The sequence below is a fragment of the Haladaptatus sp. AB618 genome (assembly GCF_024136965.1).
Classification (GTDB): Archaea; Halobacteriota; Halobacteria; order Halobacteriales; family Haladaptataceae; genus Haladaptatus.
In genome coordinates this window covers 1-25,799 of record NZ_JAMYJX010000009.1, presented here as the reverse complement: position 1 = coordinate 25,799, position 25,799 = coordinate 1, and the positions used below count along the sequence as shown (strand labels likewise).

29 protein-coding genes are annotated in these 25,799 nt (G+C 60.5%); 19 read left to right on the top strand and 10 right to left on the bottom strand.

What is annotated here, in order from left to right:
* Window positions 1–114: 114 nt before the first annotated feature.
* A complete protein-coding gene (locus NKF26_RS20695) occupies window positions 115–1,512 on the bottom strand; it encodes a GntP family permease (RefSeq protein ID WP_369682176.1) in 1,398 nt (465 codons plus the stop codon).
* Between the two features lie 168 nt (window positions 1,513–1,680).
* Between NKF26_RS20695 and NKF26_RS20690 the strand changes: the two genes are divergently transcribed.
* Together NKF26_RS20690 and NKF26_RS20685 are read left to right on the top strand one after the other, a co-directional pair.
* Entirely contained in the window at window positions 1,681–2,127 is a 447-nt protein-coding gene (locus tag NKF26_RS20690; protein ID WP_253228680.1) for a universal stress protein, read from the top strand.
* A 118-nt stretch (window positions 2,128–2,245) separates the two neighbouring features.
* Entirely contained in the window at window positions 2,246–3,034 is a 789-nt protein-coding gene (locus NKF26_RS20685) for an SDR family NAD(P)-dependent oxidoreductase (RefSeq protein WP_253234829.1), read from the top strand.
* A 25-nt stretch (window positions 3,035–3,059) separates the two neighbouring features.
* Here the strand turns inward: NKF26_RS20685 and NKF26_RS20680 are convergent, their stop codons facing one another.
* On the bottom strand, window positions 3,060–4,265 hold the full coding sequence (locus NKF26_RS20680; RefSeq protein ID WP_253234828.1) for a cytochrome P450: 1,206 nt from the start codon (window positions 4,263–4,265) through the stop codon (window positions 3,060–3,062).
* Window positions 4,266–4,441: 176 nt separating this feature from the next.
* Between NKF26_RS20680 and eis the strand changes: the two genes are divergently transcribed.
* Together eis and NKF26_RS20670 are read left to right on the top strand one after the other, a co-directional pair.
* Window positions 4,442–5,617: an enhanced intracellular survival protein Eis gene (eis, locus tag NKF26_RS20675; protein WP_253228683.1), complete on the top strand. Its 1,176-nt coding sequence runs from the start codon at window positions 4,442–4,444 to the stop codon at window positions 5,615–5,617.
* Window positions 5,618–5,666: 49 nt separating this feature from the next.
* Window positions 5,667–6,389, top strand: coding sequence for a hypothetical protein (locus tag NKF26_RS20670; protein ID WP_253228684.1), 723 nt, complete (start codon window positions 5,667–5,669; stop codon window positions 6,387–6,389).
* A gap of 149 nt (window positions 6,390–6,538) precedes the next feature.
* Here the strand turns inward: NKF26_RS20670 and NKF26_RS20665 are convergent, their stop codons facing one another.
* Together NKF26_RS20665 and NKF26_RS20660 are read right to left on the bottom strand one after the other, a co-directional pair.
* Entirely contained in the window at window positions 6,539–6,916 is a 378-nt protein-coding gene (locus NKF26_RS20665) for a Zn-ribbon domain-containing OB-fold protein (RefSeq protein WP_253228685.1), read from the bottom strand.
* Window positions 6,913–8,064, bottom strand: a complete 1,152-nt coding sequence (locus NKF26_RS20660) for a thiolase family protein (protein WP_253228686.1) — start codon at window positions 8,062–8,064, stop codon at window positions 6,913–6,915. The genes NKF26_RS20665 and NKF26_RS20660 overlap by 4 nt, the downstream gene beginning before the upstream one ends.
* 82 nt (window positions 8,065–8,146) lie before the next feature.
* Between NKF26_RS20660 and NKF26_RS20655 the strand changes: the two genes are divergently transcribed.
* The gene (locus tag NKF26_RS20655) at window positions 8,147–8,575 is read left to right on the top strand and encodes a hypothetical protein (protein WP_253228687.1); all 429 of its coding nucleotides are present in this window, start codon (window positions 8,147–8,149) and stop codon (window positions 8,573–8,575) included.
* A 58-nt stretch (window positions 8,576–8,633) separates the two neighbouring features.
* Window positions 8,634–8,939, top strand: a complete 306-nt coding sequence (locus tag NKF26_RS20650) for a stress response translation initiation inhibitor YciH (protein WP_253228688.1) — start codon at window positions 8,634–8,636, stop codon at window positions 8,937–8,939.
* Between the two features lie 10 nt (window positions 8,940–8,949).
* Here the strand turns inward: NKF26_RS20650 and NKF26_RS20645 are convergent, their stop codons facing one another.
* Window positions 8,950–10,578, bottom strand: coding sequence for an acyl-CoA synthetase (locus tag NKF26_RS20645; RefSeq protein WP_253228689.1), 1,629 nt, complete (start codon window positions 10,576–10,578; stop codon window positions 8,950–8,952).
* Between the two features lie 209 nt (window positions 10,579–10,787).
* On the opposite strand from NKF26_RS20645, the gene NKF26_RS20640 reads away from it, so the two are divergent.
* The 3 genes from NKF26_RS20640 to NKF26_RS20630 all read left to right on the top strand — a co-directional run bounded on the left by NKF26_RS20640 (window position 10,788) and on the right by NKF26_RS20630 (window position 12,273).
* The gene (locus NKF26_RS20640; protein WP_190303655.1) at window positions 10,788–10,955 is read left to right on the top strand and encodes a hypothetical protein; all 168 of its coding nucleotides are present in this window, start codon (window positions 10,788–10,790) and stop codon (window positions 10,953–10,955) included.
* 115 nt (window positions 10,956–11,070) lie between these two features.
* Window positions 11,071–11,631, top strand: coding sequence for a metal-dependent hydrolase (locus NKF26_RS20635; RefSeq protein ID WP_253234827.1), 561 nt, complete (start codon window positions 11,071–11,073; stop codon window positions 11,629–11,631).
* Window positions 11,632–11,679: 48 nt separating this feature from the next.
* Window positions 11,680–12,273, top strand: a complete 594-nt coding sequence (locus NKF26_RS20630; RefSeq protein WP_253228691.1) for a DJ-1/PfpI family protein — start codon at window positions 11,680–11,682, stop codon at window positions 12,271–12,273.
* 89 nt (window positions 12,274–12,362) lie between these two features.
* Here NKF26_RS20630 and NKF26_RS20625 read toward each other — a convergent pair whose 3' ends face one another.
* Both NKF26_RS20625 and NKF26_RS20620 read right to left on the bottom strand, forming a co-directional pair.
* Window positions 12,363–12,860: a twin-arginine translocation signal domain-containing protein gene (locus NKF26_RS20625; RefSeq protein ID WP_253228692.1), complete on the bottom strand. Its 498-nt coding sequence runs from the start codon at window positions 12,858–12,860 to the stop codon at window positions 12,363–12,365.
* A gap of 302 nt (window positions 12,861–13,162) precedes the next feature.
* Window positions 13,163–13,495, bottom strand: a complete 333-nt coding sequence (locus NKF26_RS20620; protein WP_253228693.1) for a hypothetical protein — start codon at window positions 13,493–13,495, stop codon at window positions 13,163–13,165.
* A gap of 348 nt (window positions 13,496–13,843) precedes the next feature.
* On the opposite strand from NKF26_RS20620, the gene NKF26_RS20615 reads away from it, so the two are divergent.
* The 9 genes from NKF26_RS20615 to NKF26_RS20580 all read left to right on the top strand — a co-directional run bounded on the left by NKF26_RS20615 (window position 13,844) and on the right by NKF26_RS20580 (window position 22,674).
* A complete protein-coding gene (locus NKF26_RS20615) occupies window positions 13,844–14,764 on the top strand; it encodes a 2Fe-2S iron-sulfur cluster-binding protein (RefSeq protein ID WP_253234826.1) in 921 nt (306 codons plus the stop codon).
* Window positions 14,757–17,081 carry a formate dehydrogenase subunit alpha gene (gene fdhF / locus NKF26_RS20610; RefSeq protein ID WP_253228695.1) on the top strand — a complete coding sequence of 775 codons (2,325 nt, stop codon included), beginning with the start codon at window positions 14,757–14,759 and terminating at the stop codon, window positions 17,079–17,081. Before NKF26_RS20615 ends, fdhF begins: the two co-directional genes overlap by 8 nt.
* Window positions 17,082–17,233: 152 nt before the next feature.
* The gene (locus NKF26_RS20605) at window positions 17,234–17,503 is read left to right on the top strand and encodes a hypothetical protein (RefSeq protein WP_253228696.1); all 270 of its coding nucleotides are present in this window, start codon (window positions 17,234–17,236) and stop codon (window positions 17,501–17,503) included.
* Window positions 17,487–19,202 carry a molybdopterin oxidoreductase family protein gene (locus NKF26_RS20600; protein ID WP_253228697.1) on the top strand — a complete coding sequence of 572 codons (1,716 nt, stop codon included), beginning with the start codon at window positions 17,487–17,489 and terminating at the stop codon, window positions 19,200–19,202. Before NKF26_RS20605 ends, NKF26_RS20600 begins: the two co-directional genes overlap by 17 nt.
* 221 nt (window positions 19,203–19,423) lie before the next feature.
* On the top strand, window positions 19,424–19,675 hold the full coding sequence (locus NKF26_RS20595; RefSeq protein WP_066138540.1) for a hypothetical protein: 252 nt from the start codon (window positions 19,424–19,426) through the stop codon (window positions 19,673–19,675).
* A 147-nt stretch (window positions 19,676–19,822) separates the two neighbouring features.
* Complete coding sequence (locus NKF26_RS24220; RefSeq protein ID WP_256487780.1) at window positions 19,823–19,948, top strand: hypothetical protein; 126 nt, start codon at window positions 19,823–19,825, stop codon at window positions 19,946–19,948.
* Between the two features lie 3 nt (window positions 19,949–19,951).
* Complete coding sequence (locus tag NKF26_RS20590) at window positions 19,952–20,959, top strand: YeiH family protein (protein WP_253228698.1); 1,008 nt, start codon at window positions 19,952–19,954, stop codon at window positions 20,957–20,959.
* Window positions 20,960–21,008: 49 nt separating this feature from the next.
* Window positions 21,009–21,743, top strand: a complete 735-nt coding sequence (locus NKF26_RS20585; protein ID WP_253228699.1) for a helix-turn-helix domain-containing protein — start codon at window positions 21,009–21,011, stop codon at window positions 21,741–21,743.
* Window positions 21,744–21,798: 55 nt separating this feature from the next.
* Entirely contained in the window at window positions 21,799–22,674 is an 876-nt protein-coding gene (locus NKF26_RS20580) for a sulfurtransferase (protein WP_253228700.1), read from the top strand.
* 31 nt (window positions 22,675–22,705) lie between these two features.
* Here the strand turns inward: NKF26_RS20580 and NKF26_RS20575 are convergent, their stop codons facing one another.
* From NKF26_RS20575 to NKF26_RS20565, 3 genes are all read right to left on the bottom strand, one after another.
* Window positions 22,706–22,921 (bottom strand): hypothetical protein, encoded by a 216-nt coding sequence (locus NKF26_RS20575; RefSeq protein ID WP_253228701.1) that lies wholly within the window; start codon window positions 22,919–22,921, stop codon window positions 22,706–22,708.
* Between the two features lie 326 nt (window positions 22,922–23,247).
* Window positions 23,248–24,306: a tyrosine-type recombinase/integrase gene (locus NKF26_RS20570; protein WP_253228702.1), complete on the bottom strand. Its 1,059-nt coding sequence runs from the start codon at window positions 24,304–24,306 to the stop codon at window positions 23,248–23,250.
* Window positions 24,293–24,688 (bottom strand): DUF5805 domain-containing protein, encoded by a 396-nt coding sequence (locus NKF26_RS20565; RefSeq protein WP_253228703.1) that lies wholly within the window; start codon window positions 24,686–24,688, stop codon window positions 24,293–24,295. Before NKF26_RS20565 ends, NKF26_RS20570 begins: the two co-directional genes overlap by 14 nt.
* A gap of 601 nt (window positions 24,689–25,289) precedes the next feature.
* On the opposite strand from NKF26_RS20565, the gene NKF26_RS20560 reads away from it, so the two are divergent.
* Window positions 25,290–25,541: a hypothetical protein gene (locus tag NKF26_RS20560; RefSeq protein ID WP_066138166.1), complete on the top strand. Its 252-nt coding sequence runs from the start codon at window positions 25,290–25,292 to the stop codon at window positions 25,539–25,541.
* Window positions 25,542–25,799 lie beyond the last annotated feature (258 nt).

Below are 25,799 nucleotides of genomic sequence, written 5' to 3'. Positions count from 1 at the left end.
AGACGATTTCTGGGACCATGTAACCGCAGTCTATCATTTGAGCCGAGCGCATGTGAGACTGTCTTGCTACCGGCACGACTCCGAAAAATCCGTGATAGTTGCCGAAACCGCTGCTTACGCCAGCGGGATGATCGTCGAGAGTACGAGCACCGTTACGAGACCGGTGATGGAGATGATGGTCGTCACCATCGTCCACGTCTGTAGGGTTTCACGCTGCGTGAGGCCGCCGATTTCTTTGACGAGCCAGAATCCCGAGTCGTTGTACCACGAGCAGATGTTTCCGCCAGCGCCGATGGCCATTACCATGTACACCGGGCTAACCGAAAGCTGTCCGGTCAGCGGTGCCATGATTCCCGCGGCGGTGAGCATCGCGGCGGTCGCCGAACCCTGTGCGATGCGAACGATGGCCGCTACGAGCCATGCGGTCACCAACAGGCCGATGCCGAGTCCCTGCAAGTGGTCCGCGATGTACGGGCCGATTCCGGACGCGGCCAGGAGCGCACCGAACGCGCCACCCATCGCCGTGATGGCGGCGATGTTTCCGCCGCTTTTCAATGCCTCCGTGAGTTCCTCCTCCCAGAGCGAGCGCGAGAGGTCGGACCAACGGAGGTAGGTGTACGCCGCCGCGATGGCGGCGATGGTCAGCGCGACGTTCTTGTCACCGACGAAGGCGACGACGGGTTGGAGCGGTTCGAGAATCGGATACGGTTTCTTGAACGTATCCACGATGGTGTACGAAGCGACGAGCCCGATGGCGAGGATGATGGGGAGCGCCGATTCGAGGAAGTTCGGAAGCGTGTCCGAACTCCGATTCGCACGCTCCTGGAGTTCCTCCGTCGTCGTCCCCATCGCGTCCCGAAGGGGGATGTCGATTCGCTTGTTAAGCCAGCGGCCGTACACCAGACCGGCTATGATTGCCGATGGGATGGCTACCAGCAGACCGATCAGGATGGTTAGTCCGAGGTTTTGAATGCCGAGCTGGTCGGAGACGGCCAGCGGGCCCGGTGTCGGCGGAACGAACACGTGGGCCACGGATGCACCTGCACCGACGACGATGAGGTACAGCGCGTAATTATCCCCCACTCGCGCACGCATCGAGCGTGCGAGTGGTGCCAGTAAGTAAAACACGCTGTCGAAGAACACCGGGATGGCGAGTACAGTACTGCTACCCCACAGCGCGATGTCCGAATTCTCTTTTCCGACAGCTGACTGGAATCCCCGGACGATACGTTGGGCGGAACCGCTTTCGAGCATCGATTTGCCGATGACCGATGCCATCAGAATCGGGATACCGATACCTGCCATACCGTTCCCGAACTCGGTCGCCGTCTTCGCCGCCGCATCGGCGAACGTGAAGTCGGCGACGAATACTGCGTTGAGGAGTCCAACACCGAACGCGGCGATTGCCAATCCGACGAACGCCGGGAGGTCCCAGACGACGAGTAAGAGGACGACCAAAATAAGCCCGACTGCGAACGTGAGCAGCGGACTCTGTGCCAATTCAATTGCCATAGATTGCGACTCCATGTCATTGATGTTCATTGAAAACATTTTCCTTTAAATGTGCCATTTTAATAAACATCGTTAATAAAAGATAAAAGTGTTTAATTTAGATTGTACTATTCTTTTACTATGTAAATGAACGCTGGTTTTATTGTTGGCCGTTTATTGGTGTCCGATATGGAACGTGCACTCGTGGTCGTCGAACCGACGGAAACGGCAAAAGAACTCGCGTACGAAGCGGGAACCATTGCCGAAGGAGTGGGGGCCGACATGATTTTGACGCATATCACAACGGAACAGGAGTACGGCGCTCGTCGGGACGCTATGGAATCGTTGATGAGTAGCTCGGCGAGTTACACGGTCGGTGAAGCCGAGGAAGGGGCGACCCAGTTCGCCCGCGACATCGGCGACGAAGTGCTCTCGGAACTCGACGTCGAGTACGAGGTGACGGGATTCCTCGGCAACAAAGCCGAAAAGATACTCGATGCGGCCGACGAGTACGACTGTGACCACGTCTTCCTGACGGGCCGCCAGCGGTCACCGACCGGCAAAGCCCTCTTCGGCGACGCGACACAGGGAGTCATTCTCGACTTCGAGGGCCCGGTTACCGTTCTCACGGATTGAGATTTTCTCGCCTTCTTCAGGAATCTTCACAATCTTTCACCGCAATTTATGCGGCAAACGTGGAAATCGCAATGAGATTTCCGGAAAAATAAAAAGCGAGGGGGGCGAGCACCCAACCATGGTGAACACACTCGACGGCAAGACTGCCGTCGTGACTGGTTCGAGTAGTGGTATCGGGAACGCTATCGCACGGGAGTTCGCGTCCCGCGGCGCAAACGTCGTCGTCAACTCCCGTTCGGAAGAGCGTGCGGCGGAGGCCGCCGAGGAAATCGCCGACGAAACCGATGCGGAGGCCGAATCCCTCCTCGCGATCGAAGCCGACGTGACGGATGGCGATTCGCTCGAATCCCTCGTCGAGCGAACCGTCGAGGAGTTCGGCTCGCTGGACGTGTGGGTGAACAACGCCGGTATCAACATCCGTGGTCCGGCCGAAGAGATGGCGATGGAGGACTGGCAGAAGGTCATCGACGTGAACCTCACCGCCCCGTTCCGCGGGGCACAGTTGGCCGGTCGGCAGATGATCGAACAGGGAACGGGCGGGGCCATCATCAACATCTCCAGCATGATGGGCGAACAGGGACAGACGGGTCGCACACCGTACAACACGTCCAAGGGTGGCGTGAACAACCTTACCCGTTGTCTGGCCGTCGAGTGGGCCGAACACGACATTCTCGTCAACGCCATCTCGCCCGGCTACATCCGGACCGAAATGGTGGGCGACGCCCAGGACCAGATCGGCTTCGACGAGGACGACGTCATCGATCGTACGCCTGTGGGCCGGTTCGGAACGCCCGAGGAAGTCGCCAACTGCGCGGCGTTCCTCGCGGAGGGCGAGCACTTCATGACCGGCGAGATTCTGCACCCTGACGGCGGATGGCTTTCGTTCGGTTGGGGAAGCAAATCGTAAAACGGCGGCTTCGAATTACCCAAACTCAGGTATCGATACGAAGCGACTGAAGACCGTAGACGATACGACTCTCGACCGGTCGGAAGTCGTCCTCGACGACTTCGAGGTCGGGATATTTTTCGAGGAGCAGTTCGAGGGCGACGTCGGCTTCGAGGCGTGCGAGCGATGCGCCGAGACAGTGGTGGATTCCTTTTCCGAAGCCCATGTGGCGGTTCGGCGAGCGTTCCGGGCGGAACTCGGAGGGTGCGTCGAACATTGCCGGGTCACGGTTTGCCGACCCCGTCCACGACACGACGAAATCACCGGCCTCCACCGTTTCCCCGGCGATTTCGGTGTCTTCCGCAGCAACGCGGGTGATCGCCTGTACGGGCGAGCGACAGCGTAGCGTTTCCTCGATCGCGGCCTTTCGGTCGACTTCGCCCGAACGCACGTCCTCCAAGCGGTCGTGTTCGTCGAGCGCCCAGACGGTGTTCGTGATGAGGTTCGTCGTCGTGATGTTCCCGGCGACGAGCAACAGGATACAGAAACCGACCTTCTCGGATTCGGTGAGCGAGTCGTCCTCCGCCGCGACCGTCAACAGGTCGTCACGCGGGTTTGCTTCCCGCTCTTCGAGAAGGCCGCGGAAGAATTCGCTCATCTCGTCCATCGCCCGTTGTCGTTCGCGTCTAAACGCCTGTAGCCCTTCTTTCGACGTATCTTCCGGCGACCCGACGACGGTGTCCGACCACTTCTTGAACTGATCGCGGCGCTCGCCGGGGACACCGAGCAACTCCGCGATGACGAGTACCGGGAATGGGTATGCGAAGTTCGAAACGAGGTCGAAGGTTCCGTCATCGGGGCAGTCATCGAGTACGTCGCGGGCGACGCGCTCGACATCCGATCGTCGGTCTCGTATCGCACCGGGGAGGAACCAATCGTCCGCAACGCTACGGAGGCGCTCGTGTTCGGGAGGGTCCGTTGCGATCATCGTCCGTGCGACCGGACGGTCGTCGGATACACTCCCGGGTCCGACGGCCTCGGTTCGATTCGACGTGAACGTGTCCGGGTCCATGAGGACTCGCTCGACGTCCTCGTACCGGAAGACGTCCCACGTTTCGCGGTCGTCGTCGTATCGGATGGGGACTTCTTCACGCATCTCCCGATACCAATCGAACGGTTCGAGGTGCGCGTCAGGATTCGCTATCTCCGCTGGAGGTCGCGCGATTCGCGCGGCCGGATTCGATTCCGACATCGAATCGACGGACGGTATGCAGGCGCAAAATCGTTCCCAAATCGTAAACAACAACGTGGTTGTTCATGTGTCCGTTCGGACCGGTCCCTCTTCGAACACCACCCAATTTTATATAGCAAAATGCGATTCATATGGTCGATACGAACCTATTTCTCATTGCCAATCAATTGTCAACTATGTCCGATTATCGCCCGCTGCCGGTCGAATACGAGGACGAGTATCGACGGTTTCTCCGCTACGCCTTCGAACCGGAGACGGATCCGAGCGACGAGGAGGATGAGGAGACATCGAATCTCGGCGACCGCCGTGGGATGTTCGACGGCGACGACCTGCTCTGTGTCTGCAAGCAGTACTGGTTCACGACGAACGTCCGCGGCGACTGGCACCAGATGGCTGGCCTGTCCGCCGTCGCGTCGCCTCCCGAAAGCCGCCACGGGGGATTGGTGCGGGAGATGCTCGCCGAATCGCTCGCCGAGTACCGTGAGAAGGAGGTGTACTTCTCGGCCCTCTGGCCCTTCTCGTACGAGTTCTACGGCAAGTACGGGTGGGCGACGGTGAACAAGTACACGCGATACGAGACCACGCCGGACGCGCTCGATTTGGGTACCGAAGCGGCGGGCGAGTTCCGTCGCCTCGACGCCGACGACTGGGAACTGCTCGTCCCGGTGTTCGACGCCCACGGTGAGAACTACGCTCTCAGCGTCGACCGAACGGAGGACTGGTGGCGCGAGCGGGTGTTCGAGGGCTGGAAGAAGGACCCCTACGTGTACGCGTGGCTACGGGATGGCGAGGCACGAAGCTACATCGTCTACAGCGTGGACGACGAGGACGACGGCAAACGACTCAAGGTGTGGGAGATGGCGTCCGCCGACGACGAGGCCTACCGCCACCTCCTTCGGTTCATCCAATACCACGATTCACAGGTCGAGACGGTCGAATTCTCCTTCGTCCCGGAAAACACCGACCTGCTCGACATCGTCGCCAACCCGCGCAACGTGGAGTGTGAGATTCGAACCGGGCCGATGTTCCGCCTCGTGGACGTCCCCCGAGCGCTCGAAGCCATTTCGTACGACGCGGAAACCGGCGTCGTCCTCCGCGTCACCGACCCGCTGGTCGGGTGGAACGACGGGACGTTCGAACTCGACACGAACGGGGTCGTTCGGTGTAACCGCACCGACGCCGACCCGGACGTGACCATCGACGTGAACACGCTCTCGCAGTTGGTCGCTGGATACCACTCGGTCGAGGACGCCGAGCGATTCGGAGAACTGGACGTTCACGAAGGCGACGCCCGTGACGATTTCGCCGCCCTGTTCCCGGAGGAGGACGTCTACCTGCGGGAGCATTTCTGACTCTTTCCGACCGACCAATACTTTTGTTCTGCGGTGTGTAGGGTCAGCCATGTCGAACGACCCGGACGACCACGACGACCGAAGTGGCCACGATGACCGGGAGGACAGGGAGGACCTCGAAAACCGCATCGAGGAGTTGGAAACCACGCTTCGCGGCCTCCAGACCGAACTCGGCCGACCGCCGCGTGGCCCACTCGGACTCCCGCGCCCGCCGACTCCGCGGGAAGTACTCTCTTTTACCGGCGAGTACGCCATCCCGACGCTCATCACCATGCTGGAGGCCAACGTCCGCGCCCTCAAAGCCCTCCAACAGATCATCCGCCTCGTTGATCCCGAGTACGACCCGACCGAGCAGGCCCGCTCGGATTTGAGCGCCCGCGCCGGTCGCGCTAGCCGTGCCACCCTCGACCGCCTCCAAGATACCCTGGACGACGTGGAAGGTGCTCTTACGGAAGGCGGCCTTCCGGAGGAACCCCGCGCGCGTAGAATCCTCGAAGACGCCCGCCGACTCAGCGACGACATCCGCGAGGAGGTTACCGTTGGCTCCGAGCAGGCCGACGAAGGCCGCGAAATCGCGAACGCCGCGGAGGAGGAGATGGAAGAAGACGAAGAGGAATCACCGCAAGTAGACGTGGACGCCGAACTCAAATCGATTCGGAGCGAACTGGGCGTCCCCGAGAACGGGGATGGAGATATGGGAGATGGCGATGCGTCGGGTGACGAATCCGACGATAGCGATGATGCCGACGAAAGCGGCGATTCTGCGGCATAATCGGTTTTTGATCTCTCTTCGGTACTTGATGCGGGGCGGTCGTGTTCTCTCGGTAAAATCAGAGCTCTCTCATCGGGACCGAACGAGGACGATGTACCCAAATCCCCGGATTTTCGACCACGAGAAAACTAAACACGTCACTCGCTATCTCACTCGACCGGTTCGAACCGATAGCCGTCCCACTCCTGACTCGCTTGCTCCCGGATTCCGGCGTCGGGGTCGCGCAGTTCCTCGGCGTACACCGGTCGCACCTCGTCGCCGATTTCGACACCGTCGCTCGTCAGTTGTCCGACCGCGCGCACCGACTCGCCGTCCACGTCGAACTCCACGATGGCGATGTGGTTGGGTTGGCGGACGCCGGGCGGGGTCGCGGTGCTGGTCGTCCACGTGATGACGGTCGCCGTTCTCTCGCTCAGATCGACCGTCTCCTCCTGCGGTTCGGCACATTCCGGGCAGCGCGGGTGACCGGGGTACGAGAGATGGCCGTTGGGACAGCGGTGCGCTTCGAATTTGGAATTTCCGCTCATGCTTGCTCCATGATGGTGGTGATGACACAATTACCGAACCCGCCGACGTTACACGCGAGGCCGACCTCGGCATCGACCTGCCGTTCCCCGGCGTTGCCGAGCAACTGTTGGTGGAGTTCGTAGGCCTGTGCGACGCCGCTCGCGCCGAGCGGGTGGCCCTTCGACTTCAGGCCGCCGGACGTGTTGATCGGTAACTCCCCATCGCGGTCCGTGACGCCTTCCTCGACTGCCTTCCAGCCCTCGCCCTGCTCGAAGAAGCCGACGGCCTCACTCTGGAGGAATTCGAGGATCGTGAACATGTCGTGGAGTTCGGCCACGTCGATGTCCTCGGGTCCTCGCTCTGCCATGTTGTAGGCGAGTTCGCTGCTCTCGACGGCCGCGCCCATCACCGTCGGGTCGTCGCGCTCGTGGACGACGTGGGTGTCCGTCGCGCCGCCGATTCCCGAGATGACGGTGTACTCGTCGGTGTACTCCTTGGCCTTCGATTCGGGGCAGAACAGTAGCGCCGCGCTCCCGTCCGTGATGGGACAGAAGTCATACAAGCGAAGCGGGTCGGCCACGATGGGCGACTCCATCACCGTCTCCAGGTCGACTTCCTTGCGGAACTGCGCGTGCGGGTTGTCCACGCCGTTTTTGTGGTTCTTTACTGCGACCTTCGCCAGACTCTCGCGCGGCGCGTCGTACTCGTGTAGGTAGCGCCGGGCGGTCAACCCCGCGAAACTCGGGAGCGTGAGGCCGTGTTTGTACTCGACCGGATGAGTCAGCGAGGCGATGACGTCCGTCGATTCGGCGGTCGTTTTGTGGGTCATCTTCTCGCCGCCGACGAGCAGCGTCAGGTCGCTCGCGCCGGAGGCGACCGACTGCCACGCGGCGTAGATTCCGGCCCCACCGCTGGAACTCGTCTGGTCGATTCGTTGCGTGTACGCCGGGAGCGCGCCGAGGTCGTGTGCCAGTGCGTTCGGTACGCCGGTCTGTCCTTCGAACTCGCCGCTCGCCATGTTCGAGACGTAGAGGTGTTCCACGTCCAGCGGCGAGACTTCGGCATCGTTGAGACAGGCCTGCCCGGCCTCCGCCAGTAGTTCGCGTATCCACGCGTCTCGTTTCCCGAACTGGGTCATCGACGCGCTGATGACTGCGACTCTATCCATACCTGCCACGAGGAGGGGACGGGTTTAGAAGTTTGAGATTCAGGGAAGAAACACCTATTATGTCGGATTTTCTATGATCTCCATGAAACGACGGACACTCCTCGCTAGCTCTGCAGGCTTTGTCGTGGGGTCGACCGCAGGGTGCCTTCACGTTCTCGACTCCGCCGCCGCGAGAATCGGGAACCTCGAACTCATCAACGAGGACACGAAACCGCACGACTTCCACGTCGAACTCAAGCGATACGAAACGACCGTCGCACAAGTCACGCGGCGAGTTGGCCCATCGGACGGCAAAAACAAGTCCGGCCACTCGACCGTTTCCGGTCACTGGCTGAAACCGGCGCGATACACTGCCACGGTCCGAGTCGAGGATTCACGGGCCGACGTGACAGTGACGAAAGACGATTGTAACGACCTGATAATCGAATACAACTCGGGACGAATCGGGTTCTTCACGGACCTCACGAGTAATGGCTGTCCGAGTGCTCGAACTGACGATAATCGGGACTGATATCCACGAACTGACTTGAGACAGAGCCAAGGTACTGGATAGCCTACTTCTTTCTGCCGTGGCAAACGACAAAGACGACCTGAGTTCCATAACGGGACTCCCGGAAGAACTCGGCATCGACGAAGACTTAGGGCGAACGGAGCAACGCCTCGTCATCCGAACCGAGAAACGGCGCTACGACAAGCCGGTCACCGTCGTAGAGGGGTTCGACCCGAGCGAAGTAGACGTGAAGGAACTCGCGTCCGAACTCAAACGCAAGATGGCGACCGGAGGGACGGTGCACGAGGGGGCAATCGAACTACAGGGGGACCACCGCGAGCGGGTCATCGACGTACTACAGGACAAGGGATACGCAGTCGATTAAGAATCGGGAATTAGTTGCCGAACTTCGAGACTTCCTGCTGCCGGAGTTCGATACGGCGAATCTTCCCGCTCGACGTTTTCGGCAGTTCGTCCACGAATTCGATCCGTCGCGGGTACTTGTACGGTGCAGTCTCCTCCTTCATGTACGTCTGTAACTCCTCCACGAGCTCGTCGCTTCCTTCGTGGCCCTCCGCGAGGATGACGTAGGCCTTGACGACGTCTCCGCGCTCGTCGTGTGGGCTGCCGACGGCGGCGGCCTCCGCGACGGCGGGGTGGCCAACTAGCGCGTCCTCGACTTCGAACGGGCCGATGCGGTAGCCCGAGGAGATGATGATGTCGTCGGCGCGGCCCTCGAAGAAGAAGTAGCCGTCCTCGTCCTCGCTCGCCAAGTCGCCGGTTCGGTAGTACTCCCCGGCGAAGGTTTTCTCGTCCAGTTCCGGTTTCTCGAAGTAACCGTCGAAGATGGCCGGGCTATCGACGGGCACCGCGACCTCGCCGATTTCACCCCGCTCGACTTCCTCCTCGTCCACCGTGTCGATGATCATCGTCCCGAGGCCGGGCGTCGGTTTGCCCATGCTACCCGGTTTCACGTCGATTCCGGGGTAGTTCGTCACCAGCGCGACGGTTTCCGTCTGGCCGTAGCCGTCGCGCGGCGTCACGCCGAACGCCTCCTCGAACGCCTGAATCGGTTCGCGGTTCAGCGGTTCGCCCGCCGACAGCGTCTCCTTCAGCGAGAGGTCGTAGTCGGCCATGTCCTCCTCCTGTGTGAACATCCGGTACTGGGTCGGCACCGCACAAAGTCGCGTGACGCCTTCCTCCTCCAGTAGCGAGAGGAACGTCGCGGGGTCGAAGTCCCCCCGGTAGATGAACTGCGGTGCGCCGGTCGTCAGCGCCGCGCCGAGCGGACTCCAGAACCACTTGGCCCACCCGGTCCCGGTCGTCGCCCAGAGCAGTTCGTCCGAGAAGTCCATGCCCTCCTCGACGCCCCACCAGTAGCGTCCGTTGACGCGCTCGAAGCAGTGCATCCAGCGATGGCGGTGAAGGACGGGCTTCGGTTGCCCCGTCGTCCCGCTCGTGTAGTTGATCGACATCGGCGAGTCCGCCCCGATATCCGGTCCGTCGTGCTCGGTCGATTCGCCGTCGATGAGCGCCGCAAAGGACTCCCACTCCTCCGATCCTTCGCCGTCGAGGACGACAAACGTCTCCAGCGGCGTCTCGTCCATCACTGGTTCGACCATGTCGGTCAACTCGTCGTGACAGACGGCCGCCGTCGCTTCGCAGTCGTCAGCCCGGAATCCGATGTCCTTGGGCTTCAGCATGGCCGAACACGGTACCAGAATCGCCCCGCGCTTCAGCGCACCGAGCTGAATCGCGAACACGTCGGGATGGCGGGGCAGCAGGTGGATCACCCGGTCGCCCTCGCCCACGCCCAGCGATTCGAGCGCGTTGGCGAACCGGTTCATGTCGTCCCGGATATCGGCGTAGGTTCGCTCCTCCTCGTTCCCCTCGTCGTCGCGGAACTTCACCGCCCGCCGCTCGCCGAATTCCGCCGCGTGTGACTCGATAACCGCCGGAAGGTTGTACCCCTCCGGAATTTCCCACTCGAACTCCGAAAGTTCGCGCTCGTAGTCGATTTGCATTCCCTTCGAAATGGGATGGTCGATTATTTGGTTTTGTCGTCTGGTATCACACGGCGAATAGGATTACGTGGACCACGTAATGTATCAGAATGATCACATATACCGTTACGATCGTGGTCGGCCGGGTACCGGTTTCGAACGAGAATCACTCCGTTCTCGCCTCTCTCTGAAAATTTATATATTGTAGAACTGTGTAGGAACCGCTACTGATGGCCATCCCAACGAAGATCACCGTTCTCGCCGTTATCCTCGCAGTCGTCGTCGCCATCATCACGGACGAATTTTCCCACAGCATGGAACTGACGGCGCTCGTCCTCCTCGTCATCGGCTTTTTTCTTCCGCTGTTCGTCAGCCAACGGTTGAAGCGACGCGGTTGATCCGCTCATCGAGACGCGCTTCACCGATGGAGTTTGCATTTTCGCCCCACCCGAGAGTGGAGCGCGTTTCGCATCGGCGAAAACGTATATACGGCTGACAACCGGTTCCGTCCGTATGGTCGATGTCAGTGGTCACTTCGCGATGGCATTGTTGTTTGCTGCTCCGGCGTGGTTTCTCTGGGGTCGACGCGCAAGCCTCGCGTTCGGGGCATTCACGCTCGTGACCGCGATGCTTCCCGATTCCGACCTGCTGTTACGGCACGTCATTCCGGGCGTCCACCACCACGGTGTGACGCACACGATTCTGTTCGTTACCGTCTTCAGCGTCGTCGCCGGTGCGCTCGCCGCATACCTGCTCACGTCCCATTTCGAGGCCAGTCGGTGGGTTCGAAGCGACGACATCGGTGAGAAGGCGGTGTTCGCCTTCGCCACCGTCGGCTTTCTGACCGGCGGGATGAGCCACCTGTTCGCCGACCTCCTCTCGGCCCCCGACATCGCTCCGCCGCTGAAACCGCTCTGGCCGGTGTACGCCAAACCCATCATCGTCGACGTCATCTACTACGACTCGCCCATCTGGAACTTCGGCCTGTTGGGGGTTGCACTCGCGGCCCACTACGCGCTCTACCGCCACGAACGCTATCCGTTGGAGACGGCGTACATGATCCGTGAGTCCTAACGGACCACCCGCACGATTATGCCTTCTGCAACCGTAGCTCTCTGCGAAATGGACGGCAAAAAACTGCTGATGATCGTCGGCGATTTCGGCGAGGATTACGAGATAATGGTACCGTTCCAGGCGCTCCAAGCCGTCGGCCACGAGGTCGATGCGGTGTGCCCCGAAAAGGACGCGGGCGATACGGTGAAAACCGCGGTTCACGACTTTCGCGGCGACCAGACGTACATGGAGAGCCGTGGCCACAACTTCACGCTCAACGCGTCGTTCGACGACATCGACGTGACGGAGTACGACGGTCTCGTCCTGCCGGGCGGGAGAGCACCGGAGTACCTCCGAACACACGACGAAGTTATCGAGGCGGTTCAGCACTTCGACGACGAGGACAAACCCATCGCCGCCATCTGTCACGCGGCCCAGATTCTCGCGGCGGCGGACGTCATCGAGGGACGGACGTGTTCGGCGTACTCCGCGCTGGAAGCGGACGTGGAGGGTGCGGGCGGCGAGTACTACGACGGCGTGACGACGGACGGAAACCTCGTTTCCGGTCGTGACTGGGGTGATCACGTCGAGTGGATTTCACAGTTCCTCGACGTGCTCGGAACCGATATCGAACACGGTCAGCCAGTCACTGCCGACGACTGATTCGCGTCGCCGATTTTTATCAAAAGGTGTGGTCAGAAGTCGATTCCCGAAACGCTCGTCAGAAAATGGCGAACGTATGGGATGGGGGATTACGACGACGACGAATTACCGCTGCTGGTCGTCGTCATCCCGCCACCGCTGCCTTCGAGGTTCGTGCTGAGCAGGTTGAGCGTGCTGCTGAACACCGACGCGTTGCCGCTGAACTGCCGGGTGTCGCCTTGGTTCAGCGAGACACCTTGTGCGAACATGAACGTGGTTATCTGTCCCTGGCCGCCGCCGCCACCACCGAGCAGGTAGCGGATGATGTAGCCGTTGTAGTTGTCCGGCTGGCTGATCTCGGAGACGTTGCCGCCACCCGGTTTTTCGAGCAACCGAACCGTCGTGGACTTCTCCAACGAGTTTACCACGCGGAACTCGACGTTCGGGTGGTAGTCGTAGGTGTACACCAACACGTTTCGGCCCTGCGCCGAGGCACTTCCTGCACTCCCCAATCCCAATGCGAGCGCACCTGTCGCGAGCGCGCCTTTCTTCATGAACGAGCGTCGGTCTTCCGATTCGACGTGTTCTTTAGTTTCACTTTCGGTCATCTCTACCTCGCCTCCGGTCTATGCCGGACTCGCTGATAAAGGGCACAGACCTTTCAGTTTTCCAAGTATATCCTACCTACCACTGAACGTGAATATTCTACGTTATCGACGTGATATTGTAGATTACGCGGCGTTTCGTACGGCCTGAAGACGAATGACGAACAGTGGTGATGGCCGCCTAAAGGACGGGGACGGCGGGAAAACCCGTCTGTGCGTGGAACGTGAACGTCGTGTCGAGCGAGGACGACCACTGCCGTTTCCCCGTCTCCAAATCGTACGCTTCGATCGTCGCCACAGGACCCTTATCGGTCGATTTCCCCCCGAGTGAGATAGACGCGGTCGTTGACGACGGTCGGCGTCGTCAACGGACCGTCCATCTCGACGTCCCATCGAACGTCCGAACACGTCGATGGAATCGTCGGGTTGTATCCACTGTGATTCGAATTCCGTCCCATCTGTGTCCACGACCCCTCGGCAGCGGGCGTTCCGCGCATTTTCGTTTCGTCTGTTTTCGTCTGTTCCGATTCCGTCCGGTCCGGTTTCGTTCCGGATCGTCTCGAACCGAGACAACCTCCGAGGAGGGCAGTACCGGTCACTGCGAGCACGCGGCGGCGCGGGAGGGACTTACGGGCCATGGTTTCGAGTCATACTATCGCGGCAAATGATTTTCAATCGTGAAATATTTATAGAGAATACAATAAGATATTGGTATAATTATCTTCGTCTGGGAAATGTACGTCTTTGATACACAACTATTCTGCCAAAACTCCACCATCAGTTTCGACCAGCTAATCAGAAGACGAATACCGACCGGATTTACTGGCTTTTCCCGCTCGTTCGCCGTTGTCTGACTCTCGATGTGTGACTGTTTAGCCAGCAGTACTAAGTAAAATCTCGTGATATTTGTATGCGGTGTGTTATTCAATGCGCGGTCACACAATATATCATACAATATCCGACAATATGGGCGGTGAGGCAGGCGTATGAGTACCGATCCCATCTGGGAGAATTCGCGCGATACCGAGGGTCCCGATATTTCGCTGAACGACTACATCGAGACCGGAACGGCGAACGACCCCGACGTGGGCGGAGCCAACCGTGCCACCGTTACCGTGGACGGTGAGTCTATCACGGTCGAGGAAGGCGACACGCTGCTCGACGCGGTCGAGCAGATCGAAACCGATGGCTACGTTCCGGCACTCTGTTCGTACGACGAGGACGACCGGATCGGCCCGCGAAGCGAATGCCGGACCTGTATGGTCGAAACCGAGGAGCACGGCGTCGTCCCGTCGTGCAGTTTCCCGGCGGATGACGGCATGGTCGTCCGGACGGACGCCGAGGAGGCGGCGAACGCCCGCGACGTGAATCTGGACCTTCTGCTCTCGAATCACAACCTGCGGTGTACGACCTGCGGGAAAAACGGCCGCTGTGAACTCCAAGACGTCTCCATCGAGAACGACGTCGTGGAACCGCGCTACGGTGTTTTCGACGACCGTGACGAGTACGAACCGATAGACGAATCCTCGCCGTTCATCCAGATCGACCGCAACAAGTGTATCCTCTGTAATCGCTGTGTGGAAGCCTGTAACGACGTGCAGGTCGAGGGTGTCCTGCGGATGGAAGGCCACGGGGATGACACGCGGATCGGATTCCAGAACGGCGCGGAGACGATGATGGAATCGACGTGCGTTTCGTGTGGCCACTGTGCCACCGTCTGTCCGACTGGATCGCTGGTCGAACAGGACATGGCCGACATCGCCACGATTCCCGCACCCGGTTTCAACCAGCACAATAGCATCGGCAAAGCCATCGGCGAGGACTACGAGCATCAGCCTCGGCAGATGACGCCGATGAAAGAGGAGCGAAAGGGACGTAAGGGAGGTGCACAATCCGACGATGACTGACGACGATACCGAAAAGAAAGGCGTTGCGGGATTCATGGCCCGAGCGAAAGAGCAGGCCCAAACTGCGAGTAGAAAACTCGACGGGAGCGAGGCGTTCCAACCCGTCGAGCACGTCGCCGAGAGTTTCGCGGCGAACACGATGTCCGAAGGGCGGCTGTTCGACATGGCCGACGCGCTGAGCGACTACCGACTGGACGACGTCGACGTCACGGACACGACGTGTGGCTACTGTGCCGTCGGCTGTCGCTTCGACGTTTACTCCAAGGACGACGAAGTGCTCGGCGTCCGTCCGAACCCGGAGAAAGCGCCGATCAACGGGATTTCGACCTGTGTCAAGGGGAAGTTTGGATACAAGTACGCGAACAGCGACGACAGGCTTACCGAGCCACTCATCAAGGAGGACGGCGAGTTCCGCGAGGCGTCGTGGGACGAAGCGCTCGACCGTGTCGCCGAAGGACTCTCCGAGATTCAGGACGAACACGGTCGAAACGGATTGAGCTTCGTCTCGTCGTCCAAGACATCGAACGAGGCGAACTACCTGATGCAGAAGCTCGCTCGGCAGGTGTTCGGCACGAACAACATCGACAACTGCAACCGGCTCTGTCACTCGCCGACCGTCGCCGGATTGTCCCAGACGGTCGGTTTCGGTGCCGGGTCGGTCGGCGTTGAGGCGCTCGAAAACACCGACTGCTATCTCATTACGGGGTCGAACACGACGGAAGCCCACCCCGTCATCGCCACGAGAATCAAGCAGAACGTCAAGGACGGGGCGGACATGTTCGTCTTCGACCCGCGAAAAGTCCAGATCGCCCAGTTCGCCACGCAGTACGCGCGCGTTCAACCCGGATACGACACTGTCTGGATCAACGGATTGACCCGCTACATCATCGAAAACGACCTCCACGACGAGGAGTTCATCGAGGAGCGAACCGTCGGCTTCGATGACGTCAAGGAAGGATTGGAGAAGTTCACACCCGAGTTCGTCGAGGAGAAGACCGGCGTACCGCCGGAGAAACTCGAGCGCGCCGCGGAAACCGTCGCGAACGCGGATTCGTGCGTGTTCTGCTGGACGCTCGGATTGACCGAACACAGTCACGGTACCGAGAACATCATCTCGATGGCGAACCTGGCGCTCGTCACCGGCCACGTCGGTACTGAACACTCCGGACTCGCGCCCTTCCGCGGACAGAACAACGTCCAGGGTGGCGGTGGCGACATGGGACCGCTTCCGGGTAACTTCCCCGGCTATCAGAAGGTGACGACTGACGACGCACGCGAGAAGTTCGAGGACGCTTACGGCGTGGAGCTTCCGGACGAGGAAGGCTACACCATCACCGAGCAGTTCCTCGCCGCCGAGCGCGGAGAGATTCGAGGGATGTTCATTCAGGGCGAGAACGTCATATACTCCGAACCGAACGTCGCACACGCCGAGGAGATCGTGGAAGATCTGGAGTTCCTTGCCGTCCAAGACATCTTCCTCACCGACACGGCGAAGTACGCGGACGTCGTCCTGCCCGCGAACTCGCCGTTCGAGACCAACGGGACGTACACGAGTTCGACGCGTCACGTTCAACTCGTCAAGCGGGCCATCGACCCGCCCGGAAACGCGAAACCCGACTGGGTCATCACCCAGGAACTCGCCGAGCGGTTCGGCTACGATTGGGGCTTCCGCAACCCGAGCGAGATAATGGACGAGATCAACGACCTGACGCCGATTTACGGCGGCATCACGCACGAACGCATCGAAACGGAGGGGAGCATCCCGTGGCCGTGTTGGGACGAGGACCACCCCGGAACACCTTACCTCTACGACGAGGAGTTCAACACCGACGACGGGAAGGCCCACATGTTCCCGACCCACGTCTCCGGTCCGGTCGAAGCCGACATGGACGACGAGGATTTCCCGTTGGCGATGACGACTGGTCGCGTCCTCTACCAGTACCACACCGGGACGATGACCAACCGGGACGCCGGTATCCGTTCGTACACCGACGAACTGTTCGTGGAAATCAACCCCGCCACCGCGGAAGAACTCGGGGTTTCCGACGCGCAGTACGTCGATGTGACTTCCCGGAAAGGGTCCATCACGGCCCTCGCTCAGGTCACCGAGCGACCCGGCGAAGGCGTCGTCTTCGTCCCGATGCACTACTTCGGACAGGGCGGTGCCGCGAACGAACTCACCGACGAACAGCACCTCGACGACCAGGCTCACGTGCCCGAGTTCAAGGTCACGGACGTACGGATAACCCCGGCCGAGACGAAACCGGACGTCGACGTGTCCGAACGGGCGGCCACTGACGGCGGTAGAACCGACTGATAACCGACGCCGGACGGCGTTTCACATCACCTCCATACGAATATGCCAGACAACCCAACCGCGACCGATCACGAATGTCAGTTCTGTCACGAGACGTTCGACAGCGAGGACGAACTCCGCGACCACATCTCGGAGGAACACACGGGGAGCGTATGAACCGAAGCTACGTCATCAAACGAGCGCTCGGCATCGACAACGGCGTCGTCGGCGTCGAGAGCGACCGCCAGCACGACGTCCACGAGTGCACCGTTTGCGGCGAGCAGTTCGAGACGACGGGGCTCACCTGTCCGGCGTGCGGGAGCCACCTCTTCCGGACGAAAACGGTGGTCCCGAACGCGCTCTTCACTCTGCTCGTCATCGTGACGTTGGCCGGATTGGGTGCCGCTTACAACGTCATCACGGGAGATGTCCCGAAAGGATAGCATGGGCGAGGAAGCCGACGGCCACCCAACCGCCGAAAGCGTCTGTCCGCGCTGTTCGGTCGGTTGCCGTGTCAGATACAGCGAGCGACGCGGCGGTGCGGTCGGCCGTGAGGGTGCCCCGGTCAACTCGCAGGGACGGCTCTGTGCGAACGGCATCCACGCGTTCGACGTGTTGGACGCCGAGAACAGGCTCACGACGCCGCTGATTCGGAAGGGCGGAGACTTGGTCCCCGCGACGTGGGACGACGCGTTCGCCCGAATCGAGGACGGATTCGAAACGCTTCGCGACCGCCATGGGCCGGACTCGCTCACTTTCTTCGGCGCGCCTCGATGCACGAACGAGGAGAACTATCTGTTTCAGAAACTCGCGCGCGTCCTCGGGACCAACAACGTCGATAACCGCGCTCGAATCTGTCATGGGTCGGTGGTCAGGGCGATGGTCGAGCGACTCGGTTCGCCCGGAATGACGAACACGCTGAACGATCTGACCGAGGCCGACGTGTTCCTCGTCGTCGGCGCGAACCCGGCCGCTCAACAACCCATCGCCTTCAACTCCTACGTTCGGCCGACGGTCAACGACGGCACGACGCTGATTCACGCCGACCCGCAGGCCAACGAAACCACGCGAATCGCGGACGTTCACGTCGCTCCGGACCTCGGAACCGACGCCGTGTTCGTGAACGCAGTGGTCGCCCAGGTGCTCGAAATGGGATTGGAAGACGGGGAGTTCATCGCCGAGCGGACGACTGACTTCGACTCCTTCGCTCGGTCGATGGAACGGTTGGACCTCGACGCCGCCGTCGAACGAACTGGCGTCGATGCCGAAACGGTCCGCCGCGTCGCGCGCGAATTCGCCAGTGCCGACCGCGCGGCCGTCATCGTCGGGACGGGTGCCGAGGCGGACGACCACCGGGGAACCGCGATACCGGACGCACTCATCGATCTGCTCCTCGTGACCGGCAACCTCGGGAAACCGGGAACCGGAATGAACCTTCTCAGGGGACTGACCAACGAACAGGGCGCGAACGACGTCGGCTGTCGCCCGTGGACGCTCCCTGGCTTTCGACCGATTTCCGACGACGACGCACGAGCGAACGTCGAGGCGGTTTGGGGGACCGAACTCCCGACCACGCCCGGACTCTCGGAACTCGACGCGGTTCGTGCCTTCGGCGAATCGATTCACGGCGCGTACGTCATCGGCGAAAATCCCGCCGTCGAGAAGCGGGACACACAGGCCGTTGCCCGGTCGCTCGCCTCGCTCGACTTCCTGCTCGTGCAGGAAGTCTTCCCGACCGAGACGGTGGAACACGCGGACGTCGTGCTTCCGGCGACCCTCTGGGCCGAGAAAGGGGGAACCGTCACCAATCTCGACCGCCAGGTGCAACGACGGCATCCGTTGCGGACGCCGCCCGAAGGCGTGCGGCGCGACCTCGATATCATCGCCGAGATCGGAAACCGACTGACCGACGTCCGATTCGAATACGACTCCCCGGAAGCGGTGTTCGACGAACTCACACGTCTCAACCCCCTCTACGGTGGAATGTCGTACGACGGAATCGGAAACGGCAGTCAGCGGTGGCCGTTCCCGGAGGGTGCGGAGAAGGGAATCGATATCCTCCACGCGGAGCGGTTTCGAACGGGACGGAAGCGGACGGCATTCGAACCGGTCGATGGTTTCCGGCGGGCCGAGCGCCCGTGATCGGTTTCGTCGGCCACTGGACGCCACCGGGCTATCGCCGCGATGGTTGTATTTAATGAGGGGACTGATCAATAATCCCACATGGTCTCGTCGGTCCACTCAGCACTCCTCGGTGCGAGAACGGAGGGCGCATAAATTCGGGCGAATTTGTGCCTGATTTCCGGAGAACTAGTACGGAATCTCGGAAATCCCTGATGACCGCTCGCGTATTTTCCCCTTCCATGGGAGCACGATCCGACACCCAACAAGGTGCCAGTGCGAAGCGCGATATGCTAGAATCATATCTTCGGCGAGAGGTCGCGGACGGTGGCCACTATTTCAAAAGCAGGAAGATCGCGGTTGACATCGATCTGTCCGCGAAGGAGATCGGCGCGATGCTTCGCCAATTCCGAGAGACGGGGTCCGACTTTTCCATTACCAAATGGGGATACAGCGGCGGGACGACGTGGTACATCGAACGGGATCCGGAGTGACCAACGATAGACCACCGCGCTCGTCCCATCGACTCACCGCGTCCCCCCGTCGAATCACTCAGCGGGTGATTCGACAGTTGGCGTGTGCCAACCTTGGCGTGCGCCAACCAAATTCGTATCTCGGTTCCGTGCCGACTATCTTCCACAGTGAGCGATAGTATCTCCGAACGCGTCCGGCGCTGGTGGACCGAACTCGAAAACGACTGGCAGGCGGTCTGTGTCGGTCTTTCAGTCGTCGCCATCGTCTCGTTCGGCATCACCATTCCGTGGTAACCCATGAAACGAACCGTCGTTCCCGGAATCATCGCCCTCCTCACCATCGGACTCCTCGCCCGGGCTCTCACGTCCGTCGTTCCCGGCGTCAACTATCTCATCGTCACGATACTCATCGGTCTCCTCATCGGTAACACGTACGGCGTTCCGGACTGGGCACGTCCCGGCGTCGAGACGCACAAGGTTTGGCTCGAAGCGGGTATCGTCGTCATGGGTGCGAGCGTCGCGCTCGACCGTGTCGTCGCCGCCGGACCCATCATCCTCCTGCTCGTCGTCGCCACCGTCACGACGACGGTTCTCCTCGTCGAACTGCTCGCACGGCTCGTCTTCTCGATTCACGAGGAGACCGGATCGTTGCTGGCCGCTGGCTCCGGTATTTGTGGGGTGTCCGCCGTCGTCGCCATCGCCGAGAGCATCCGCGTCGAGGAAAATCACATCGCCTACGCGGCCGCGACGGTCCTGCTATTCGATTCGACGACGCTCTTCGTCTATCCGGCCGTCGGTCACGCGCTCGGCCTTTCGAGTACCGTCTTCGGCATCTGGGCGGGGCTGACCATGTTCAGTACGGGACCGGTAACCGCCGCCGGATTCTCGTTCTCGCAGACAGCGGGACAGTGGGCACTGCTGGTGAAACTCACCCGCAACTCGATGATCGGACTCGCCGCAATCGCGTACGCTGTTTACTACGCTCGCCGGACGGGCGACGCTTCGGACTCGCACGATGGCGACGTCCCCGGCGGCTGGCGGTTCCTCTGGCGGACGTTCCCGAAATTCGTCTTCGGATTTCTGGGGGTCCTCCTCGTCGCGAACCTTGGTTTCCTCTCCGGCCAGCAGATCACGTCGCTTTCGAACGCGTCCGATTGGGCGTTCCTGCTCGCGTTCGCCGGGCTTGGGCTCGAAACGCGGCTCGACGAACTCCGCTCGACAGGGTACAAACCGATACTCGTCGTTTTCCTCGCCCTGCTCGTCGTCGCCACGGCCATGTTGTTCGTCGTACAGGCGTTGTTCTGAAATCGCCAACGGCAGTCTTTTTGCTCGCGCGGGAGTTCCCTCAACGTAGATGCGGGAGTTCACGTTTGCCATCGAATACGAAGCGGGTGCGGACCCGATCATGGATGTCTTCATCGATCATCCGACCGTCGTCGCACACTCGCTCGATGGATTCGTGACCGAAGACCGGTTTTGGCGAATCGAACGCATCTCCGGGCCACAGTCCGCGCTCGACCGGATCGAAACGGTTCGATTCGACGACGCGTGCTGTGGCGAGTCGATTACCGAGCAACGGTGTGACGCGACGCGCTATCACGACGTGCTCGAACGCTCCTCGAACGAACTCGTCCTCTACACATATCTGACGGACATTCGAGGCTGTGAGTCCGTTCACACCCTTGCGGGGAAACACCTCCCGGCGGGGTTGATATTCGAAACCCGCCGCCGCGAATCGACCCACTGGTGGCGGATTTTGATGCGCTCGGACCGGAACGTCGGCGTCTTCTACGACGACCTCGGGGCGCGACTCGGTCCCGGTCTCTCGTTTCGAATGGGGCACCTCCGCGATGCGAGTGGCTGGCGGCAGGATTCGTTCACCGTCTCGCTCCCCGAGGAACAGGAAGTCGCACTCCGCGCCTCGCTCGAAGCGGGCTACTACGAGCGGCCGCGCGCGGCGACGCTCAACGAAATCGCCGATGACCTCGAAATCCCCCGTTCGACGCTCTCCTATCGCCTTCGGCAGGCCGAAGCCCAACTCGTTCGTCGCTATGCCGGTGGGGACGAAGCCGATAGGTGGCTCGAATGAATCCCCATCTATCGGCAACATGGGATTAATGCGGCTCCCGGTGTAACGTTCCACAATGACAAACGATGCCACCAACGCGCTGGTCTCCGTCGGGTGGGTGATCGACCGACTCGACGACTTCCAGCGCGACGATCCCTCCTTTCGGTTGGTGGAAGTCGATATCGACCCGAGCAACTACGACGAGGGGCATATCCCCGGGGCGCTGAAGATCGATTGGAAAACCCAACTTCAGGACTCGACCAGGTTCGACGTGCCGACGAAAGCGGCCTTCGAGGAACTACTCGGGAGTCTCGGTATCTCCGAGGAATCGACCGTCGTCCTGTACGGGGACATGATGAACTGGTTCGCTGCCCACGCCTACTGGCTTCTCACTTACTACGGGCACGAGGACGTGCGGTTGCTGAACGGCGGACGTGACCGGTGGGTGGACCAGGATGCACCCCTCGCCGACGAGATACCCCAGTTCACGGAACGGTCGTATCACGTCACCGCGCCGAACCGATCCATTCGCGCCGACCAACCCGACGTCATGGACGCAATCGAACGCGAAGCGTCGCTCGTCGACGTTCGAACGCCGGAGGAATACCGCGGCGAAATCCTCGCGCCGCCCGGTTGGAACGAGGGCGTCCAGCGCGGCGGTCACATCCCCGGCGCGGTCAACGTCCCGTGGAGCCAAGTCGTCGACAGCGAGGGGCGATTCAGATCGGCGGACGAACTCCGCGAAATCTACGATGACGCGGGTATCGAGAGCACGGACGAGATCATCACGTACTGTCGGATCGGCGAACGCTCCGCGCTGACGTGGTTCGTGCTACACGAACTGCTCGGCTACGAGACCGTACGCAACTACTACGGGTCGTGGGTGGAGTGGGGGAACACGGTCGGTGCGCCGATAGAAAAAGGACAGCGGGCTGAAATCCGGCGTGAATAAGATCACCATCGATTTTCCGTCGGTTCCACTCCTATTCGCTCTCTAACCGTTCGACCCGCCGTTCTAACTCCACGATTTTGCGATTCGCCTCCTCTATCGGCTTCAGCAGTAACGACCCGAACAGAACGCCGACGACACCGCCGAACAGGAAACCGACACCCGCTCCGAGTACTCCGAACAAAACCAAACCGCAGCAAAATCCGATAACGGCCCCCAGCAGTGCCGATTTGAACATGACGCTACCCATACCGGTTAGTACAGATCATTTCTGCTAAATATTTTCTCATACTACTCCTGCTGCAGCGTTCGAGACGTATTTCGGCAATCGTCGTCTCCTGTCATCGGTTCCACCGTTTTCGCCCGCCAGAGATGATGGAAAAATGCCACCTCTTCCAACCGCTCCCCCGGACGCTTGATATAGCGAGATACGATTTATGTGTTCGAGAGGATCCTCGTTCCGCGAAAAATTATGTGGGTTGTTATCATGCAAAAGTAAGTCCTATCGCTACGAACCGACTGTCCAGTGTGGCGGTTTGCGGGAACGGGAATACCTTGCTCGGGCAGCGAGGACGGTTACAGTAGCGAGTAGATGTTCTCCTCGTACACTTCTCGGACCCTGTCGCCCCAGTTGTGCGTGTAGGTGTCGATGATGTCGCTCGCCACGTCGCCGCGGAGGTATTTCACGATACCGCGGTCGCCGGTTCGGTCGCGGAGATGTGTGGTGAAGAAGTGCCGGAAGTAGTGGGGGGTGACGTTCTCTTCCGCACCGCCGCCGGTTCGATACCATCCGGCTTCGCGGGCGTGTCGTTCCACGATGTTCCGGACCATCTTCGGCGTGAGCCGCTCGCCCCAATTGCCGCTCGTACTGACGAACAGCGGCTCTGCGGGCGATTGGGAGTCCGGCCGGATCGCTAACCACCGAAGGAGCACCTCTCGGAGTTCGTCGTCCACGGGGACGATTGTCTCCCGCTTTCGCTTGTTCGAAGCGGTTCGTTCCTCCCCATTGACGACGTTCCCACGAACCGCGTCCGCTCCGATAAAGATCGAGTCGGGACGGCCACTGAGCTGCGGCCGTCTCCCGAGGTCGTACGCCGACCGGACGACTTCGTCGGTGATATTCACGTCCCGCACGTCGAGGTTGCTCACCTCGCCGACGCGCATTCCCGTCTTCAACAGCGTGCAGACGACCGCCCGCTCCAACGGGTGGGAGATTCCGTCCACAAACTCCCGCATTTGTGCGACCGAAATCTCACGCCGAGTCGGGTCCTTGTCGATGGACTCGTTCATCTCCTCGACCACGAGCGCCATCGGATTCGATTCGAACGCGCCGACCTGCGTCATGTAGGCGTAAAACCGGTGGAGATAGGCCGCGTAGGTCGCAATCGTGCTCTCCGCGTTCTTCCCCCGCAGGGTGTGAATCCACGCCATGCAGTCACGCTGTGTCGCCTCCCCCGGGGCGACCGACCGACCCGACGGGTTTCGGTCGGGGTCGGTGATGAACGCCTCGAACCGTCGTAAAACGCGTTCGTAGGCGTCTCGCGTTCGCTCGCTCTTACCGTGATAGAGGAGGTCCTGGAGGAAGTACCCAACCGGGTCGTCGGGATTCGGATCGGTGGGGCTACTCGCCGCCATCCGTTCCCTCGACTAGCACGTACCCTCCGTGCCGCACGCTGTACTGAACACGGTTCCGAGATTGGAGTTCGCTGAGCACTTCGTCGAGTCGCTCCTCGAAGTCCCCCATGAGCTGCTCGATTAGTTCGTCCCCCGACAGGTTCCCCTCCTCTGCGAGGGTTTCGAGCACCCTCTCTTCGAGGTCATCACCCCTAGGGGTTGAGTCGCTAGAAGTGCCTTCCGCGGGATCGAGTTCGAACCCCCGCCGACCGGCTTGAACCATCGCCTTGACGAATTCGCTCTGGCTCATGTCGAGTTCGTCGGCGTCGGATCGCCACTCTTCTTTCTGATATTTTGGAATGTGTGTCTTGACGACGGTCCGTTCGGTTCCCTCTTCGACCATGATTTTCCATCTCACGCAGGGCATATCAAGCTGTCCCACGTTCTGTGATAAGCGAACTAATCTCCCTTTGTGGGACAACAACCTCCCCGTCGACGTATTGCGATTCTCTCGCGTCCTTGCAGGGTTAATTCGGTGTACCTTGCAGGATTTCCTTGCAGCCTTGCAGTCCATTTCGGGCTTTTTCGGAGCGGTCGTTCGTGTTGATTCGGTCGTCCAACGGGGGCACTATTTATAAATGTTTTGTAGATCGACCGTTTGTCATTTTCCTCAAAATCTTCGGACATATGTCTCATTCATATTTCTTTTTAGGGTCGTTCTGCAGGGCGTTTGGCCACACTGGCAGACGAGCGGGGTCATCGATTCGTCGCCAGTCACCGAGTAGCTATCATCCTAGCCAGCACTGTTCGACTCGTCGGTCGTTGGCACCCGGTCCGTCGGCCGATGGAGACCCCCAACCGTCCCATCGGGCGACTCTCTATTGGGCGGTCTACGATGCCCATCGTGGTCGTCACCACCGCCTGCCCCTCGACAGTGCAGCAACGACCGTGATTCACCGTTCCGACCTGTAAGGTTTATTCCTGCCCGGTCTGTGGCTGTCAGTATGCCCGGAAATACCGTCGGAATCTGGATCGGAGAAGACGACGACCTCATCGAGCGCTTCGACGAAGAGTTGGGAACGAAAGAACCCACGTACTCCCGTTCCGAATCAATCAAGGACTCGATGGAGTTCTATCTCCACATCCAGGACGCACTCGACGATATGGATCTGACGTTCCCATCCGAACGGGACAAGCGAATGTGGATTCGACAGGCGATCTTCGACCGTGCCCGTTCCGAAGCCCAGCCCGAATAACGTGCCTCCTCGCGATTCGCCGAAACTCTCCGTCCGATCCGGCACTGATAAATTCTATGTCGCTATATTGATCGCCACCCGATCATCGCTCGTGTAGTCGTTCCAACTTTCCAAAAATCAACTCCGTCGATTCGAATCCACGAACTCAATCGGCGTTGGACGTCCCTTGACTTCCATCCACGTCGATATCGCCCTCCTGGGGGTCTTCGATTGGCGGACTGTTCCAGTACTCGTGGGTCTCCTCGACGCGGAAGCAGG

Coding starts and splice junctions, on each gene's coding strand:
- NKF26_RS20695 (WP_369682176.1), bottom strand. CDS start 1,512: ATGGCAATTGAATTGGCACAGAGTCCGCTGCTCACGTTCGCAGTCGGG.
- NKF26_RS20690 (WP_253228680.1), top strand. CDS start 1,681: ATGGAACGTGCACTCGTGGTCGTCGAACCGACGGAAACGGCAAAAGAA.
- NKF26_RS20685 (WP_253234829.1), top strand. CDS start 2,246: ATGGTGAACACACTCGACGGCAAGACTGCCGTCGTGACTGGTTCGAGT.
- NKF26_RS20680 (WP_253234828.1), bottom strand. CDS start 4,265: ATGTCGGAATCGAATCCGGCCGCGCGAATCGCGCGACCTCCAGCGGAG.
- eis (WP_253228683.1), top strand. CDS start 4,442: ATGTCCGATTATCGCCCGCTGCCGGTCGAATACGAGGACGAGTATCGA.
- NKF26_RS20670 (WP_253228684.1), top strand. CDS start 5,667: ATGTCGAACGACCCGGACGACCACGACGACCGAAGTGGCCACGATGAC.
- NKF26_RS20665 (WP_253228685.1), bottom strand. CDS start 6,916: ATGAGCGGAAATTCCAAATTCGAAGCGCACCGCTGTCCCAACGGCCAT.
- NKF26_RS20660 (WP_253228686.1), bottom strand. CDS start 8,064: ATGGATAGAGTCGCAGTCATCAGCGCGTCGATGACCCAGTTCGGGAAA.
- NKF26_RS20655 (WP_253228687.1), top strand. CDS start 8,147: ATGAAACGACGGACACTCCTCGCTAGCTCTGCAGGCTTTGTCGTGGGG.
- NKF26_RS20645 (WP_253228689.1), bottom strand. CDS start 10,578: ATGCAAATCGACTACGAGCGCGAACTTTCGGAGTTCGAGTGGGAAATT.
- NKF26_RS20640 (WP_190303655.1), top strand. CDS start 10,788: ATGGCCATCCCAACGAAGATCACCGTTCTCGCCGTTATCCTCGCAGTC.
- NKF26_RS20635 (WP_253234827.1), top strand. CDS start 11,071: ATGGTCGATGTCAGTGGTCACTTCGCGATGGCATTGTTGTTTGCTGCT.
- NKF26_RS20630 (WP_253228691.1), top strand. CDS start 11,680: ATGGACGGCAAAAAACTGCTGATGATCGTCGGCGATTTCGGCGAGGAT.
- NKF26_RS20625 (WP_253228692.1), bottom strand. CDS start 12,860: ATGACCGAAAGTGAAACTAAAGAACACGTCGAATCGGAAGACCGACGC.
- NKF26_RS20620 (WP_253228693.1), bottom strand. CDS start 13,495: ATGGCCCGTAAGTCCCTCCCGCGCCGCCGCGTGCTCGCAGTGACCGGT.
- NKF26_RS20615 (WP_253234826.1), top strand. CDS start 13,844: ATGAGTACCGATCCCATCTGGGAGAATTCGCGCGATACCGAGGGTCCC.
- fdhF (WP_253228695.1), top strand. CDS start 14,757: ATGACTGACGACGATACCGAAAAGAAAGGCGTTGCGGGATTCATGGCC.
- NKF26_RS20605 (WP_253228696.1), top strand. CDS start 17,234: ATGAACCGAAGCTACGTCATCAAACGAGCGCTCGGCATCGACAACGGC.
- NKF26_RS20600 (WP_253228697.1), top strand. CDS start 17,487: ATGTCCCGAAAGGATAGCATGGGCGAGGAAGCCGACGGCCACCCAACC.
- NKF26_RS20595 (WP_066138540.1), top strand. CDS start 19,424: ATGGGAGCACGATCCGACACCCAACAAGGTGCCAGTGCGAAGCGCGAT.
- NKF26_RS20590 (WP_253228698.1), top strand. CDS start 19,952: ATGAAACGAACCGTCGTTCCCGGAATCATCGCCCTCCTCACCATCGGA.
- NKF26_RS20585 (WP_253228699.1), top strand. CDS start 21,009: ATGCGGGAGTTCACGTTTGCCATCGAATACGAAGCGGGTGCGGACCCG.
- NKF26_RS20580 (WP_253228700.1), top strand. CDS start 21,799: ATGACAAACGATGCCACCAACGCGCTGGTCTCCGTCGGGTGGGTGATC.
- NKF26_RS20575 (WP_253228701.1), bottom strand. CDS start 22,921: ATGGGTAGCGTCATGTTCAAATCGGCACTGCTGGGGGCCGTTATCGGA.
- NKF26_RS20570 (WP_253228702.1), bottom strand. CDS start 24,306: ATGGCGGCGAGTAGCCCCACCGATCCGAATCCCGACGACCCGGTTGGG.
- NKF26_RS20565 (WP_253228703.1), bottom strand. CDS start 24,688: ATGGTCGAAGAGGGAACCGAACGGACCGTCGTCAAGACACACATTCCA.
- NKF26_RS20560 (WP_066138166.1), top strand. CDS start 25,290: ATGCCCGGAAATACCGTCGGAATCTGGATCGGAGAAGACGACGACCTC.